Source organism: Enemella evansiae (genome assembly GCF_002250705.1).
Classification (GTDB): Bacteria; Actinomycetota; Actinomycetes; order Propionibacteriales; family Propionibacteriaceae; genus Enemella; species Enemella evansiae.
In genome coordinates this window covers 49657-63921 of the sequence record NZ_NMVP01000011.1, presented here as the reverse complement: position 1 = coordinate 63921, position 14265 = coordinate 49657, and the positions used below count along the sequence as shown (strand labels likewise).

Genomic DNA, 14265 nt, shown 5'->3' with positions numbered 1-14265 from the left:
TGATGCCGGGCGTGCCGTCGGCGCCGGGGAAGACGAGTTGTTCACCGTGGAGGACGCGGGCGGTGAGTTCGTCGGTGTGGGTGTTGAGTCCGGAGTAGGTGTCGCAGGCGGCGGCGATCGCGACCAGGCGGCGGGCTTCGGCCTGGGCGATGGTGTCGCTTTCGGCGCGGATCGCTGCGAAGACTTCGGCTCGTTCGTTGGTGGTCATCTTTGGTCACCTCCTCTCATCTGCTACATCCAACATTAGTCATGGTGTTCGAATAACTCAAGAGGTTTGAGGAGATCTTTTTGGGTTCATCTCGACACGGTCGCTGCGCGACCTACTCGATGAACGTGAGGGCGCAGGGGTGTGCCGGGTTCATCTCGACACGGTCGCTGCGCGACCTACTCGATGAACGGGGGTACCTGGCTGCGCGACCTACTCGATGAACGTGGGGGCTTGCTTCGGCTCCTCACTGCAGGTCAGGGGAGGCGGCCGTGGTCCTTGAGCGCCAGGATGTTGCGGACGACGAGGGTGCCGCGCCATTCGGATTCGACGGCGGCCCACTCGTCGGCCTGGGCAGATCCCCAGTCCCAGAAGGGTTTCCAGGAGCCGTCTGGTTGTTGGGAGGCGATCGTGCGATCCAGTGCGGTCTGCACCTCATCGGCCAGCGGCTCGGCAAGGGGATGGTCCGGGGCTGGTACCACCCAGAGCGGGTGGATGCCGTAGTCGGCGTAGTCGGCCTCGGTGCGCATCACACGCTCCGGCACGGCGGCGACGAGCCAGTCCTCGACCTCCGCGCGCAGCGGTTCCGGTGAGGCCGACTCACCGACCAGGTGCGCCAGCGCATCGTGCGCATTCACCTCATTCGGCCCGATCCCGGCCGCGACCACCTGGCGTACCTGCTCCCCCACCCGGGTCAGCAACTCGGTCGGGATCGCGCCGGGCGCTGCCGCCTCGTGCCGCCACAGGTGCGCCAGGATCGCGGCGCCGGGGTTGGCGACGAACCCGCGGAACGTCTCCGCGAGCTGACCGGGTTCGGACTGGTCCCACCACGGAGCGTGCGGACTGGCCTGCGCACTGGGTGGCAGGAATGACCAGACGATCCGCCCGCGCGCATCGGTCTCGGCCTGCTCCACCAGCCAGCGGCAGGCCGCTGCCACCAACGGGTCGTCGGCCGGCACCCGGTGCGCCCGCATGATGTCCAACCCGGTGAGGGTCGCCAACGCGCTCGCCTCCGGAGCCCGGGAATCCGACTCCAGCGCTCGCCCGAATCCCCCGGCATCGGTCCAGTACGCCGTCAGCGCCTCGGTGACCGCGCTCGGCGAGGCACCGTCCAGCACGACCCGCAAACGGGCCTGTTCCAACCGCCGGCCGTGTTCGCTCACGTAGTCCCGGGCTCGTTGCACATTCTCGCGTCGCATCGTCTCCATGTCGGGAGCCTAGGAGTACGGACTGACAGTCGGTGGGTGCTGGGTTCATCTCGACACGCTCGCTGCGCGAGCTACTCGATGAACGTGGGAGGACTCGCTGCGCGAGCTAGTCGATGAACGTGGGAGGACTCGCTGCGCGAGCTACTCGACGAACGTCAGCGCAGCCGGCGCAGCAGGTCGGCGTACACCTCGGGGGAGGTGGTGTTCGCACCGAGCGGGAGATCGGGTTTGCCGGTGCCGTGGTAGTCGCTGGAACCCGTGCCCAACGCCCCCAGCGAGTCGGCCAGCGCGCGCAGCTCGGCGCGTACCGCCGATCCCGGCGGACCGTGGTCCACGTGATCGACCTCGAAACCATCCAGTCCGACACCGCTGACCAACTCCGCCAGCACCTCCGGCCCGAGAACCGACCTGCTGCCGCGGCCCCACGGATGCGCGATCACCGCGACTCCCCCGGCGCCGTGCACCAGCCGGATCCCGTCCTCGACCGCTGCGGCGTACCGCTCGACATGCGCCGGGCCGTCGTCGGAAAGCCAACGGTCGAAGGCTTCCGTGCGATCGGCGACATAACCGCGCGCAACCATCGCATCGGCCACGTGCGGCCGCCCGACCGACGGCGAATCCCCGGCGAACCCGCGCACCTCCGCCTCGGTGAGCGGCAACCCCAGCTCGGCGAGACGACCGAGCAGCCGCGGCAACCGGTTCTCCCGGCCATCGCGGATCCGGGCCAGTTCGGCAGCCAGTTCCGGATCCGACTCGTCGACCCCGTAACCGAGCAGGTGCGCCGAGGAATCCCCACGACGACAGGAGATCTCCACCCCGCGCAGCACCTCGACCCCCAGCCGCTCCCCCGCGGCGACCGCCTCCGCCAACCCGTCGAAGGTGTCGTGATCGGTCAGCGCGAACACCCGCAGTCCCACATCAACCGCCCGCTGCACCAGCTCGGTCGGGGAATCGGTGCCGTCGGAGATGGTGGAGTGGGTGTGCAGGTCGATCCCGGAGCCCGGCATCAGGCGTTCTCGACCATCCGCTCCGCCGCGACCTCCTCGGTCGACGGGCTGGTGTCGAGCAGGGTACGCACCTGCCGCAGGCCGACCGACAACCGCGCCAGGTCCGGGCCCTCACCGCAGACCGCCTCGATCGCCGCCCGGGCCGCCGCCAGATCACCGACCCGCGCCGACCAGGCCTCGATGATCTGGGCGGGATCGTCCTCACCGGGAGCGGCGGAGAGTGCCTCGGCGGTCAGCTGGGCGCGGACCTGTTGCAGATCCTCCCGCAGCGCGCCGCGGGCCATGTCGTCCCAGCGATCCTGCCTGGGCAGCGCCGACACCCGGTCCAGCAGGGTGTCCAGGGCGAGATCCTCGGCCATCGCGAAGTGCACCCGCGCCACGGTGAGCACATCCCGGCCGGTGGCCTTCGCGGTCTGCACCATCGACAGCGCCTCGTGCAGCACCGCGGTGCCGGCGATCACCTCCGCCAGTTCGTCCGGCACCCCGTCGGCCCGCAGTTCCTCGGCCGCCTTCTGGTGCCGCTCCGCCAGCCGGCCGACGAGCAGGTCGTCGAGTTCGGCCTTGACCTGCTGCACCCCCTCGGCGAACTCGTCGATCCGGGCCTGCACGTCGACGGTGCCCCGGCGCCGCGCCAGCAGCCATCGCGTTCCGCGCTCCACCAACCGGCGCAGATCCAGCCGCATCCGGGTCTGCACGGCGGCATCGATCTTGTTGTCCAGGTTCGCCGACTGCACCTCGTGCAACCCGACCCGGAAGATGGATCGGGCGGCCAGCTGGGCCCGGATCACATCGGCCGGTTTCGCACCGGTCTCCTCGGCGAGCCGATAGAGGGCCGTGCTGCCCGCCGAGTTCACATAGCGGTTCACCGCGACGGTGGTGATGATCTCCCGGTGCAGTCGGTGCTCGGGCATCTGATCGGCGTAGCGCTCCCGCAACGGCTTCGGGAAGTACTGGATCAACCGGTCCGCGAGATACGGGTCGTCGGGCAGATCGGAGGCCAGGATCTCCTGCTCCAGCAGGATCTTCGAGTAGGACAGCAGGGTCGCGAGTTCCGGTGCGGTGAGCCCGCGTCCGGCCCGGATCCGGCGCTCCATCTCGGCGCTGTCCGGCATCGCCTCGATCCGTCGGTCCAGCAGCCCGATCTCCTCCATCCGCTGCATCCAGCGCTCGTGCATGCCGGCCATTTCCGCTGCCTGGGCAGCAGAATTCGCCAGGGTGAGGTTCTGGTCGTAGTTGTGCGCGAGCACCAGGTCGGCGACCTCGTCGGTCATCGACTCGAGCAGCTCGACCCGCTCGGCGTCGGTGAGCCGACCGGCCGCCATCTCGCTGGAGAGCAGGATCTTGATGTTCACCTCGTGATCGGAGGTGTCCACCCCGGCGGAGTTGTCGATGAAGTCGGTGTTGATCCGCCCACCCGCGGCGGCGTACTCGATCCGGCCGCGCTGGGTCAGGCCCAGGTTGCCGCCCTCGCCGACCGCCTTGGCGCGCAGCTCGTCACCGTTCACCCGCAGCCCGTCGTTGGCCTTGTCACCGACCTCGGCGTTGGTCTCGCTGCTGGCCTTCACATAGGTGCCGATGCCACCGTTCCAGAGCAGATCCACCGGCGCCTTGAGGATCGCGTTGACCAGGTCGGTCGGCGCCATCGCGCGGACGCCTTCATCGAGCCCGAGGACCTCGCGCACCTGCGGCGTGATCGGGATCGATTTCGCCTGCCTGGAATGGATTCCGCCGCCCTCGGAGATCAGCGAGGTGTCGTACGCCCCCCAGTTGCCCTGGTCGTCGAAGAGCCGCTTGCGCTCGGTCCAGGTGCGCTCGGGGTCCGGGTTCGGGTCGAGGAAGATGTGCTGGTGGTTGAACGCCGCGACCAGCTTGATGTGCTTGCTGAGCAGCATTCCGTTGCCGAACACGTCACCGGACATGTCGCCGATGCCGACACAGCTGAAGTCCTCGGTCTGGGTGTCGATGCCCATCTCACGGAAGTGTCGCTGCACCGAGACCCAGGCGCCGCGGGCGGTGATGCCCATCACCTTGTGGTCATAGCCGACCGACCCGCCGGAGGCGAACGCGTCGCCCAGCCAGAAGCCCCGGCGTACCGAGATCTCGTTGGCGGTGTCGGAGAAGGTCGCGGTGCCCTTGTCGGCGGCCACCACCAGATAGGGATCGTCGCCGTCGTGGCGGACCACATCGGTCGGCGGATCGATCTCCCCGTCGATGATGTTGTCGGTGACATCGAGCAGGGAGTTCACGAACAGTCGGTAGCTGGCCCGCCCGGCCTCGAACCAGGCCTGGCGATCCTGCGCCGGATCCGGCAGCTGCTTGGGATAGAAACCGCCCTTGGCACCGACGGGCACGATCACGGTGTTCTTCACCATCTGCGCCTTGACCAGGCCGAGCACCTCGGTGCGGAAGTCCTCCCGGCGATCGGACCAGCGCAGGCCACCGCGGGCGACGCTGCCGAATCGCAGGTGCACGCCCTCCAGTTGCGGGGAGCAGACGAAGATCTCGTACGCCGGCCGCGGCTCGGGCAGTAGGTCCAGTTCGCGCGGCAGCAGTTTGATCGCCAACGCCTGGCGGTCGTCGCGGAACGCGTTGGTGCGCACGATCGCCGAGATCACCGACCAGAAGGCGCGCAGGATCCGGTCCCGGTCGAGGGAGTCCACCTCGTCGAGCAGTTCGGTGATCCGCTCGTTCGCCGAGGTCACCCGCTGCTCGCGCTCACCCGCGGGCACGGCCGGGTCGAAGCGGGCCGCGAAGAGCTCGACCAGCGCACCGGCCAGCTCGACCTCACCGAGCAGGGCCTGGGCGATGTAGTCCTGCGACCAGGTGGTGCCGGCCTGCTGCAGATAGCGGGAAATCGTGCGCAGCCAGTCGATCTGGCGATGATCGAGCCCGGCGGAGATGACCAGCCCGTTCAACCGATCGGACTCGGCCTCACCGCGATAGGCCGCCTGGAAGGCATCGTTGAACCGGTTCCGGGCATCGGGGGTCCAGCCGGAGAGGGCCTCGGCACCGCCGGGGATCCGGATCCCGAAGTCGTAGATCATCCCGTGCGCGTTGCCCGGCAGGGCGATCTCGTAGGGCCGCTCATCGATGACGGTGACACCCATCCGGGTGAGATGCGGCAGCACCTCCGACAGCGTCATCGTGTTGCCGCGGCGGAAGACCTTGAGCCGCAGGTCGGCCCGGTCGCCGGCCTGGTCGGGGCGGTAGAGCACCATCGCCATCGCCTCGTCGGCGTCCAGCTTCGCCAGCGCGGCGACGTCCATCAATGCGTGCCGGGGTGAGAAATCCTCCTTGTAACCCTCCGGCAGCGCGGCGGCCAGCGGCGCCAACCGGGCCACCGACGGATTGCCCGCGGCACGCTCGGCGAAGTTGTCGTCCCAGCTGCGCACCGCCTGGGCGAGTTCCCGTTCCAGCGCGGGAACGTCGATGTCCCCGGCCGCCTGCTCACCGGCCGGCATCCGGACCACGAAATGCAACCGCGCCAGCACCGACTCGTTGGCGCGGGCCTCGAACTCCACCGAATCGCCACCGAGCCGCTCCAGCAGGATCTTCTCCATGGCGGTGCGGACCCGGGTGGTGTAGCGGTCCCGCGGCAGGAACACCATGCAGGAAACGAATCGCCCGTAGTGATCACGGCGCACGAACAGCCGCACCTGCCGGCGTTCCCGCAGCCGCGACATCTGCTCGATCATCGGGGCCAGCACCTCGGCCCGGGCCTGGAAGAGCTCGTCCCGCGGATAGGACTCGACGGTGGCCTTGATCGCCTTGGCACCGTGCGAATCGGCCGCGTACCCCGAATGCTCGAGGATGGCGCGCGCCTTGTCCTTCAGGCCCGGGATCCGCTCCACCGACTCGGTGTAGGCGGAGGCGGAGAACAGACCGAGGAAGCGGCGCTCGCCGACGATCTCGCCGTTGTCGCCGAAGACCCGCACTCCGACGTAGTCGAGATGGGCCGGCCGGTGCACCCGGGAGGTCTGATTGTCCTTGGTGACAACGACCAGCTGCGGTTCCTTGTCGGTGGCCGGGAGTGCGTGGAAGGGGTGCTCGGCCTCACCGTCGGCACGCAGGACACCCAGCCCGGTGTCGGGTACCGCCTCCAGCCGGGGGTCCGCGCCGTCCGCCTCGACCAGGGTGTATTCGCGATAACCCAGGAAGGTGAAGTGGTCCTCGTTGAGCCAGTTCAACAGCTCCATCGCGCTGCGCACCTGGGCATACGGATAGGGCACCGGCCGGTCCTGCAGCAGCTGGACCGTCTCCTCCATCCGACGCCGCATCAGCTGCCAGTCCTCGACCGCCTCGGCCACCGAGTTCAACACCTCGCGCAGGCCGGTCTCCAGGTCGGCGTACGCCTGGTCGCTGTCCGCGCCCAGCGGCGGGATCAGCTCCAGCTGGATCCAGGACTCCGGGACCACGTCCCGCTCCCCCGCCTGATCGGTGTGCACCACCTCGGTCAGCGCCCCGGATCGGTCGCGGCGGACCACGAACTGCGGGTGGTAGACCTCGCGCAGCTGCCAGCCCTGCCGCAGAGCCTCCATCGACACCGTGTCGACCAGGAACGGCCGGTCGTCGTTGACGATCTGCACCACGGCCTGGCCGACCTCCCAGCCGTCCTCGGCCTTGGTGGGCCACCAGGCGTGCAGGTTGGTCTGGCCCGCGGGGCGCTGGGCGGCCAGCCGGAAGTGGCTGCGGACCATCGAAAGCAGCGTCCGGGCGTCGTTCCGGATCACTTCATCGGGGTCGACGTGGCGGAAGTAGTGGCCGAGGAATTCCTGTGCCTGTTGGGAAGTGATGCCCAGCTCGGCCATCTCGTCACCGGCCAGTCTCGCCACCTCGCCGAGGCGCTGGGTCTTTTCTGCTTCCAATTCCGGGGCCGTTGTCGACACTGTTGCTTTCTCGTTCCTCTGCACTCGTCGGGTCTGCCTGCTGGGTGTCCCGGGGGCACCTCGATGTGCCCCCTGCTGGGCAGCCTATCTCGCAATGCGGGCGCTGCTGCACCGGGTGGGCCCTCGGTAGTAGGGCCTGCTGGCTACCCGGCAGTAGGGCATGATGGCGGCATGGATATCTCCAGCACCGCCAGCTTTCCGGCCAAGCCCCTCGATGTGTTCGCCCTGCTCACCGATCGCGGCTTTCTCGAGGAGGTCGCCCGCGAACAGGGCGCGACGGAATGGGATGTGCAGGTGGTGAACGGCACCACCACTTCCAAGCGCACCCTGCCGGCCCCGCCGGAGGCGCAGCGCTTCACCGGCAACAACCTCACCGTGGTCGAGGAGATCGCCTGGGGCGAGGCCGCCTCGGACGGTTCGCGGACCGGCGCGCTCACCGTCAAGGTGCCCGGTCAGCCGATCGGCATGCAGGGCGAGGTACGCCTCAGCCCCGCCGGTGACGAGACGACCTGCACGATCACCGGTGACCTGAAGGCCAACATTCCCCTGCTGGGCCGCAAGATCGAGCAGATGGCCGCCCCGGCGATGCTGCAGGGCATCAAGGTCCAGGAGAAGGTCGGGCGCCGGCGGTTGGCCGGCTGATCATGCGGTGATCGGCCGGCTCAGTCCCCGCCGAGCTGCTCGTCGGGGACCCGGGCGGCGGTGCCGGAGATCGGATCGCTGACCTCGACGAAGGCGTCGCCCTCGTCGACCAGCTCGGTCACCGCCTCCAGCGGGGCATCGGTGGTCACCACATGGTCGAGTTCGGTGTCGTCGTCCTCGCCGGCGAAGCGCTCGATCTCGACCTCCGCGGCGTACCCCGCGGTGCGCAGCAGTTCCCCGTACTCGTCGGCGGTCAGCTCGTCGTCGCAATGGATCCGGATGGCCATCCACCAAGCCTAGCGCCACCCGTGCGTCCACGATCCAAGACAGATCGTCTTGCTCAGTGGACAGCAGTCGGTACGGGAGTGAGGCTGGAGCCGTGCACACCTACACCCATGGTCATCACGAATCGGTCCTGCGCTCCCATCGGTGGCGGACCGTGGCCAACTCGGCCGGTTACCTGGTCGACCAGTTGACCGGGAGCGAACATCTGCTCGACGTCGGCAGCGGCCCGGGCACGCTGACCGTCGACCTGGCCCGACACGTCGCTGCGGTCACCGCCCTGGAGACCGGTGCCGAGGAGCTGGAACTGTGCCGCCGGGAGGCTCGCGAGCAGGCCCAGGACAACGTGGACTTCCTGATCGGCGACATCACCGCCCTCAGCGAGATCGCCGACGACACCTTCGATGTGGTGCACGCCCACCAGGTGCTGCAGCATCTCGCCGATCCGGTGACGGCCCTGCGTGAGATGGCGCGGGTCACCCGGCCCGGTGGCCTGATCGCGGTGCGCGACGTCGACTACGCGACCTTCACCTGGTTCCCGCTGGCTCCCCGACTGGATCGCTGGCTGGAGATCTATGAGCAGCTGGCCCGCAGCAACGGTGCCGAACCGGACGCCGGCCGGCGACTGCTGGCCTGGGCGCACGAGGCCGGGCTGGACGACCTCACCCCGACCGCGAGCAGCTGGTGTTTCGCCACCCCGGCGGACCGCTCCTGGTGGGGCGGCATGTGGGCCGACCGGGTGCTGCAGTCCCGGTTCGCGGAGCAGGCGTACGCCGAGGGTGCCAGCACCCCCGAGGAGCTCGAGGCGATCTCCCGGGCCTGGCTGGCCTGGGCCGAGCACCCCGACGGCTGGATGACCCAGACCCACGGTGAGCTGCTCGCCCGGGTGAGCTGAGGCTCAGGCCGCGCGGCGGGCGTGGAGCACCTCGAGCAGCGCCCGGGCGTAGGCGTCCTCGGCGTCCCGGCCGTCGTGGAAACGGCCGTCGGCGAGCAGCACCCGGAAGCCGTCACCGCGGCTCTCCAACCGATCGAAGTCATCCCCCAGCGCGGTCCGCAGCTGGTCCTCCCGCGGCAACCAGCGCACCTCGGCCGCCGGGATCGAATCCAGCGCCCACTCGGTGGTGCCGTTGAAGCGGATCAGTTCCCCGGTGGAGAACTCCTCCACCTCGATGGTCATCTCGCTGACCACGAAGACCTCGGCATCCAGATCCCGGTCGGGGATCATGAAGCGGTCCCCGCTCTGCGGCCGCCAGGCCAGGCCGGCGTCGGCGAGTTGGGTCGCCAGCTCGCAGCTCAGCATCAGCTGGCCTTCGACTTCCGGGTGGACTTCGCCGCCGTCTTCTTGGCCGGCTTCTCCTCCTTGCCGGAATCGCTGCCCCCTTCGGCACGACGCTTCTTGGCCGCCTCCACCGAGGCCCGCAGCGCCGCCACCAGATCCACCACGTCGGCATCGGAGGTGCTGGTCTCCTCCTCGGCGGGCACCTCGGTCCCGGCGAGCTTGGCGTTCACGACCTCCTCCAGGGCCTCCCGGTAGGAGTCGTGGTATTCCTCCGGGTTGAAGTCACCGGCGAGCGCGTCGATGAAGGTCTGCGCCATCTTCACCTCGGCGTCGGAGACCGTGATGTCCTCGCTCGGTGCGGCGAACTCGCCGTTGCGGATCTCGTCTGGCCAGATCATCGTGTGCATCAGCAGCTGGTCGTCCTTGACCCGGATCAGCGCCAGCGATTCCCTGTTCCGCAGCGCCACCTTGACCAGCGCCGACCGCCCGGATGCCTTCAACGCATCGCGCAGCAGCACATAGGGCTTGGCGCCGGGCCCGTCGGCCTCCATGAAGTAGGTCTTCTCGAAATAGGTCGGGTCGACCTCGGAATCCTCGACGAACTGCACCACCTCGACCGACTTGGTGGTGGCCAGCGGCAGATTGTCGAAGTCGGACTTCTCCAGGATCGCCAGCCGGCCGTCGGGGGTCTCGTAACCCTTCGCGATGTCGGAGTAGGGGACCTCCTCCCCATCCTTCTCGCAGACCCGCTTGTATTTGATCCGGCCGCCGTCGGCAGCATGCACCTGGTGGAAGGAGATGTCCTTCTGCTCGGTGGCGCTGTACAGCTTGACCGGGATCGTCACCAGCCCGAAGGAGATGGCGCCCTTCCAGATGGATCGTGGCATCTCACGCGTCCTTTCTCGGATCGGCAGCGACTGGATCGGGATCGCGCAGGCCGTCCAACACCTGCGCCAACTCCGAGCCGTCGTACCAGAGCAGATCGTGCTCGGTCAGTACCCCGCGAACCTGGTCATCCTCCCAGAGCGCTTCGATCTCCTTGCCCTGCAGGGATTCGGCGTACGCCCGGAGCTCGGCCAGGTCCTCGGGCGCGTCGCGGAAGATCGCCCGCACCCGCCGCCAGGGCAGCTGCACCTGGCCCACCCGGCCGAGTTCGGGCCCGGTCGCCGCGGCCACTGGTGCCCGGTCGAGCTCGACGGCGACCACCAGTCGGTCACCCCCGTCGACCAGGCACTGCAGGGAGGCGAACAACTGCGCCGCGAAGTCGGCGTCCTCGTCATCGCTGGGCTGGTAGCCGAAGGCCGCCCGCAACTCGTCGGTGGCGGCGAACACCTTGTCCGCAACGGATTGCGAACCCGTCTCGGCGAACCTGCGGACCGCCGCCGGGGTGGTCGCCCAGAAGACCATGGTGCCCATCAGCGACGTCCTCCCGTGCTCTTCTTCGCGGTGGTCTTCTTCGTCGCCGGGGTCTTCGTAGCTGGGGTCTTCTTCGCGGCGGTCTTCCTGGTCGTGGCCGTCTTCGTCGCAGTCTTCTTCGCTGCGGGCGCCTGCTGTGCCGCGGTCGTCTTCTTCGCCGGGGCCTTCTTCACCGCGGGCCGCCCGCTGGCCGCCTTCTTGGTGGCCGCCTTCTTCGTCACCGTTTTCTTCGGGGCCGTCTTCTTCGTCGCCGTCTTCTTGGGGGCCGGCTTCTTCGCGGCGCGGGTCGGTTGCCGGGCCTGTTCGGCCTGGGTGATGGTCTCGGCGAGTTCGTCGCGGGCGTCGTAGAGGCACTGCGCGAGCACGTCCAGATCGCTCATCGCGTCCCGGTCACCGGTGAGCCCGAAGAACACCTGCCCGTCATAGGAGGTCACCCCGATCGACAGCAGGTGCCCCGGCGCCAGAGGCAGCACCGGGAAGCTGGCCACCATCGGCGCACCCCCGGCGTAGAGGGGATGCTGCGGACCCGGCACGTTGGTGATCAGCAGATCGTGCGGGCGGCGGGAGAGCGACTCCCCCACCCGGACACCGAGCGCGTGCAGGGTGGTCGGCGCGAAACCGGCGATGTCGGAGATGGTCCGGGCGCCGACGGCGCGGCCGGTGTCGGTGTGGGCGCGGGTGCCGAAGGAGACCTGGTCCAGCCGCATCAACGCGTTGGACTCCCCGATCGGCAGCTGGATCAGGTGGGGCGCGACGTAGGACCCCAATGAGGTGGGCTCGCCGTCCTCCTCGATCACGCTCATCGGGACCATGGCCAGCAGCTCACCCCGGCGGACCGTCTCCCCACGGGTGGCCAGCCAGTCCCGCAGCCCGCCGGTGATGATCGCCAGCACCACGTCGTTGACCGTGTAGCGGCCGTTCATCCGCAGCTTCTTCAACTCGGCCAGCGACATCGTTGCCTGGGCGATCCGGCGCTGTTCGGAGGGGAAACCGGCCAGCGGCGAGGCGGCCCGGGCGCCCCCGCCGCGCAGGGCCGAGCCGGCCAGGTCGCTCACCGCGCCGCCGACCCCGCCGACCGCCTCCCCGACCGCCAGCGCGGTACCGAGGAGGTGGGTGATGCCGCGTCGGGTGGAGTCGATCAGCGAACCGGTGTCACCGAGCCCCTCGCGGACCGCGTCCACCACCAGATCGACCGGCCGCGGCTCGGGCGCGGGCTCCCAGGTGGAGGCACCGATCACCGCCTCGGAGCCCTCGTCCGGGGTGTCGTCGAGCAGCACCTGACCGATGTCGACCGCGTCCACCCCGTCGACCAGGCACTGGTGGGTCTTGGTGACCAGCGCGAAGCGGTTGTCCGCCAGCCCCTCGACCAGATAGACCTCCCACAGCGGCCGGGTGCGATCCAGGCGCCGCCCCATCACCCGCCCGACGAACTCCTGCAACTGGCGCATGGTGCCGGGCCGCGGGAGCGCGGAGCGGCGGACGTGGAAGGTGAGGTCGAAATCCTGGTCGTCGACCCAGACCGGTGCCGCCAGCGCACCGGGCACCGGCAGCACCCGCATCCGGTAGCGGGGCACGAAGTCCAGCCGTTGGGAGATCAGGGCGACCAATGCCTCGTAGTCGAAGTCGTCCGAGGCGGTGAACAGGTCCACCGTGCCCACGTGCGCTGGGGTGTGCTGGGTGTCGACGGCCAACATCGACACCTCGCGGGCCGTCAGGCGTTGCGGCATGCGTCCTCCACTCTGGGTCTCGCTGGCACCAACCTAGCCCAGCGCGGGGAACGATCCTCGGCCCGGTGAACCCGACTTGTCCACAGATTCTCCCCGGTGGCGCCCGATCCGCCCCCATCCGGGTCGGGATTGGGGCAGGTTGGGGTGATGACCGTGATCGAAGCCGCCGCACCGCTGGTACGCCCGTTGCCGGATCACCGGCCGGTCGCCCGGGACCGCAGCCGGCGACCCGAACCGGCCACCCCGGTACCGCTGCCGCTGGCCGCCGACCCGGTGCCGACGGTGCACACCCCTGCCCGGGATCCGGGGCTCGACCCGCGGTTGCGTGGTCAACTGCAGGGCCTGGCGACGGCGATCGTGGACGCGGTGGCCGGCCGTCGTCCCCTGCAGCAGTTGATCCGCTGGGTGGATGAGCGGGTGCTGGCCGAGCTGGCGCTGCGCTCCCGACTGTTCCGGCTGCGCGGCCGCAGCGTCGGCGTACGCTCGGTGCGGTTGCAGCGCACCGAGGATCGGGTGGAGGCCACGCTGCGGATCGGCGACGACGAGCACGGTGAGGCGCTCGCGCTGCGTTTCGACCTGCTCGGCAGCCGCTGGGTGTGCACCGTGGCCGACTTCGGCCCGACCCCGGGGCCGGGCGGGATCACGGGCGGTTGACGTAGACCTTGCCCGGGGTGGTCTCACCCAGCAGCTGGGACACCGTGACCAGGGTGTATCCCTGCGCCTTGAGGTCGCGGACGACATCGGGCACCGCGTTCACGGTGCTGGAGTGGATGTCGTGCATCAGCACGATCGAGCCGGGCTTGGCCTGCTTGCGGATCGCGTCCCGGGTGGCCGCCGCGCTCTTGGTCTTCCAGTCGAAGGTGTCCACATCCCACATCACCACCGCCTCGCCGCTGGCGGCGGCGACGGAGTCCACGGCCGCGTTGCGGGCCCCGTAGGGCGGTCGGAAGAGGTTCACCTTCCGACCGATCGTCTGCTCCAGCAGCTCGTCGTTGCGGGTGATCTCCCGGTTCAGCTTGTCCTTGCTGGCGCCCGGCAGGTTGGCGTGCGAGGTGGTGTGGCTGCCGATCTCCATCCCCGGGGTGCCCGCGACCTGCTTGACGATGCCTGGGTTCGCCTTGATGTTCACCCCCTGCATGAAGAAGGTGGCCACCACCTGCTCATCGGTGAGGGTGCGCAGCAGTTTCGGGGTGTCCTTGCCGGGGCCGTCGTCGAAGGTCAGCGCGATGCACTTCAGCTGGCTGCAGTCGACCTTCGCACCCGGTGCCGGCTGGGCCACCGGCACCGCCGGCGCGGTCGCCGACGGTTTCGCCGAGGCGGACGGTTTCGCACTCTGCCCGGGTTTCGCGCTCTGGCCGGGTTTCGCGGTCGCCGTCACCCGGGGCGACGGGGTCGCCGCAGCCGGGGTGGTCGCTGCCGACGAGGGGGACGCGCTGGTGGCCGGCGCGGGCGTGCTGGCCGGCGGTTGGGTCGCCGGTGCCGCCGGCGGGGCGGGTACGGCAGTCTCCTGCGTACCCGAGGCACAGCTCGTCAGTGCGGCGAGCGCCAGGCTGGCGGCACCGAAACGCAGGGCATGGGAGGCGGGCAGGCGCATGGGCGCCATCCTAAGAGCC

At 69.4% G+C, this 14265-nt stretch carries 13 protein-coding genes; 3 read left to right on the top strand and 10 right to left on the bottom strand.

What is annotated here, in order from left to right:
* The 4 genes from BI335_RS08620 to BI335_RS08605 all read right to left on the bottom strand — a co-directional run.
* Positions 1-208, bottom strand: a 208-nt coding sequence (locus BI335_RS08620; RefSeq protein ID WP_144009092.1) for a hypothetical protein, incomplete at its 3' end; no start/stop codon positions are given.
* A gap of 254 nt (positions 209-462) precedes the next feature.
* Positions 463-1413, bottom strand: coding sequence for a hypothetical protein (locus BI335_RS08615; protein WP_144009091.1), 951 nt, complete (start codon positions 1411-1413; stop codon positions 463-465).
* A 155-nt stretch (positions 1414-1568) separates the two neighbouring features.
* Entirely contained in the window at positions 1569-2420 is an 852-nt protein-coding gene (locus BI335_RS08610; protein WP_094430329.1) for a PHP domain-containing protein, read from the bottom strand.
* Positions 2420-7306: an NAD-glutamate dehydrogenase gene (locus BI335_RS08605; protein ID WP_094430327.1), complete on the bottom strand. Its 4887-nt coding sequence runs from the start codon at positions 7304-7306 to the stop codon at positions 2420-2422. The genes BI335_RS08610 and BI335_RS08605 overlap by 1 nt, the downstream gene beginning before the upstream one ends.
* Positions 7307-7477: 171 nt before the next feature.
* Between BI335_RS08605 and BI335_RS08600 the strand changes: the two genes are divergently transcribed.
* Positions 7478-7948 (top strand): DUF2505 domain-containing protein, encoded by a 471-nt coding sequence (locus tag BI335_RS08600; RefSeq protein ID WP_094355481.1) that lies wholly within the window; start codon positions 7478-7480, stop codon positions 7946-7948.
* Between the two features lie 20 nt (positions 7949-7968).
* Here the strand turns inward: BI335_RS08600 and BI335_RS08595 are convergent, their stop codons facing one another.
* Complete coding sequence (locus BI335_RS08595; RefSeq protein ID WP_094355482.1) at positions 7969-8235, bottom strand: hypothetical protein; 267 nt, start codon at positions 8233-8235, stop codon at positions 7969-7971.
* A 92-nt stretch (positions 8236-8327) separates the two neighbouring features.
* Between BI335_RS08595 and BI335_RS08590 the strand changes: the two genes are divergently transcribed.
* Positions 8328-9125, top strand: coding sequence for a class I SAM-dependent methyltransferase (locus BI335_RS08590; RefSeq protein WP_094430323.1), 798 nt, complete (start codon positions 8328-8330; stop codon positions 9123-9125).
* A gap of 3 nt (positions 9126-9128) precedes the next feature.
* On the opposite strand, the gene BI335_RS08585 is transcribed toward BI335_RS08590, so the two are convergent.
* The 4 genes from BI335_RS08585 to BI335_RS08570 are packed head-to-tail and all read right to left on the bottom strand — an operon-like array spanning position 9129 to position 12652.
* Positions 9129-9530: a pilus assembly protein CpaE gene (locus tag BI335_RS08585; RefSeq protein ID WP_094355484.1), complete on the bottom strand. Its 402-nt coding sequence runs from the start codon at positions 9528-9530 to the stop codon at positions 9129-9131.
* Complete coding sequence (ku, locus tag BI335_RS08580) at positions 9530-10396, bottom strand: non-homologous end joining protein Ku (RefSeq protein ID WP_094403710.1); 867 nt, start codon at positions 10394-10396, stop codon at positions 9530-9532. Before ku ends, BI335_RS08585 begins: the two co-directional genes overlap by 1 nt.
* A 1-nt stretch (position 10397) precedes the next feature.
* Positions 10398-10925: a DUF6912 family protein gene (locus BI335_RS08575; RefSeq protein WP_094430321.1), complete on the bottom strand. Its 528-nt coding sequence runs from the start codon at positions 10923-10925 to the stop codon at positions 10398-10400.
* Entirely contained in the window at positions 10925-12652 is a 1728-nt protein-coding gene (locus BI335_RS08570; RefSeq protein ID WP_094430319.1) for a wax ester/triacylglycerol synthase family O-acyltransferase, read from the bottom strand. The genes BI335_RS08575 and BI335_RS08570 overlap by 1 nt, the downstream gene beginning before the upstream one ends.
* 147 nt (positions 12653-12799) lie before the next feature.
* Here BI335_RS08570 and BI335_RS08565 point away from each other — a divergent pair, with 147 nt between their 5' ends.
* The gene (locus tag BI335_RS08565) at positions 12800-13306 is read left to right on the top strand and encodes an Rv3235 family protein (RefSeq protein ID WP_094430317.1); all 507 of its coding nucleotides are present in this window, start codon (positions 12800-12802) and stop codon (positions 13304-13306) included.
* On the opposite strand, the gene BI335_RS08560 is transcribed toward BI335_RS08565, so the two are convergent.
* A complete protein-coding gene (locus BI335_RS08560) occupies positions 13293-14246 on the bottom strand; it encodes a polysaccharide deacetylase family protein (protein WP_094430315.1) in 954 nt (317 codons plus the stop codon). The two genes, BI335_RS08565 and BI335_RS08560, sit on opposite strands and share 14 nt — an antisense overlap.
* Between the last annotated feature and the right edge of the window lie 19 nt (positions 14247-14265).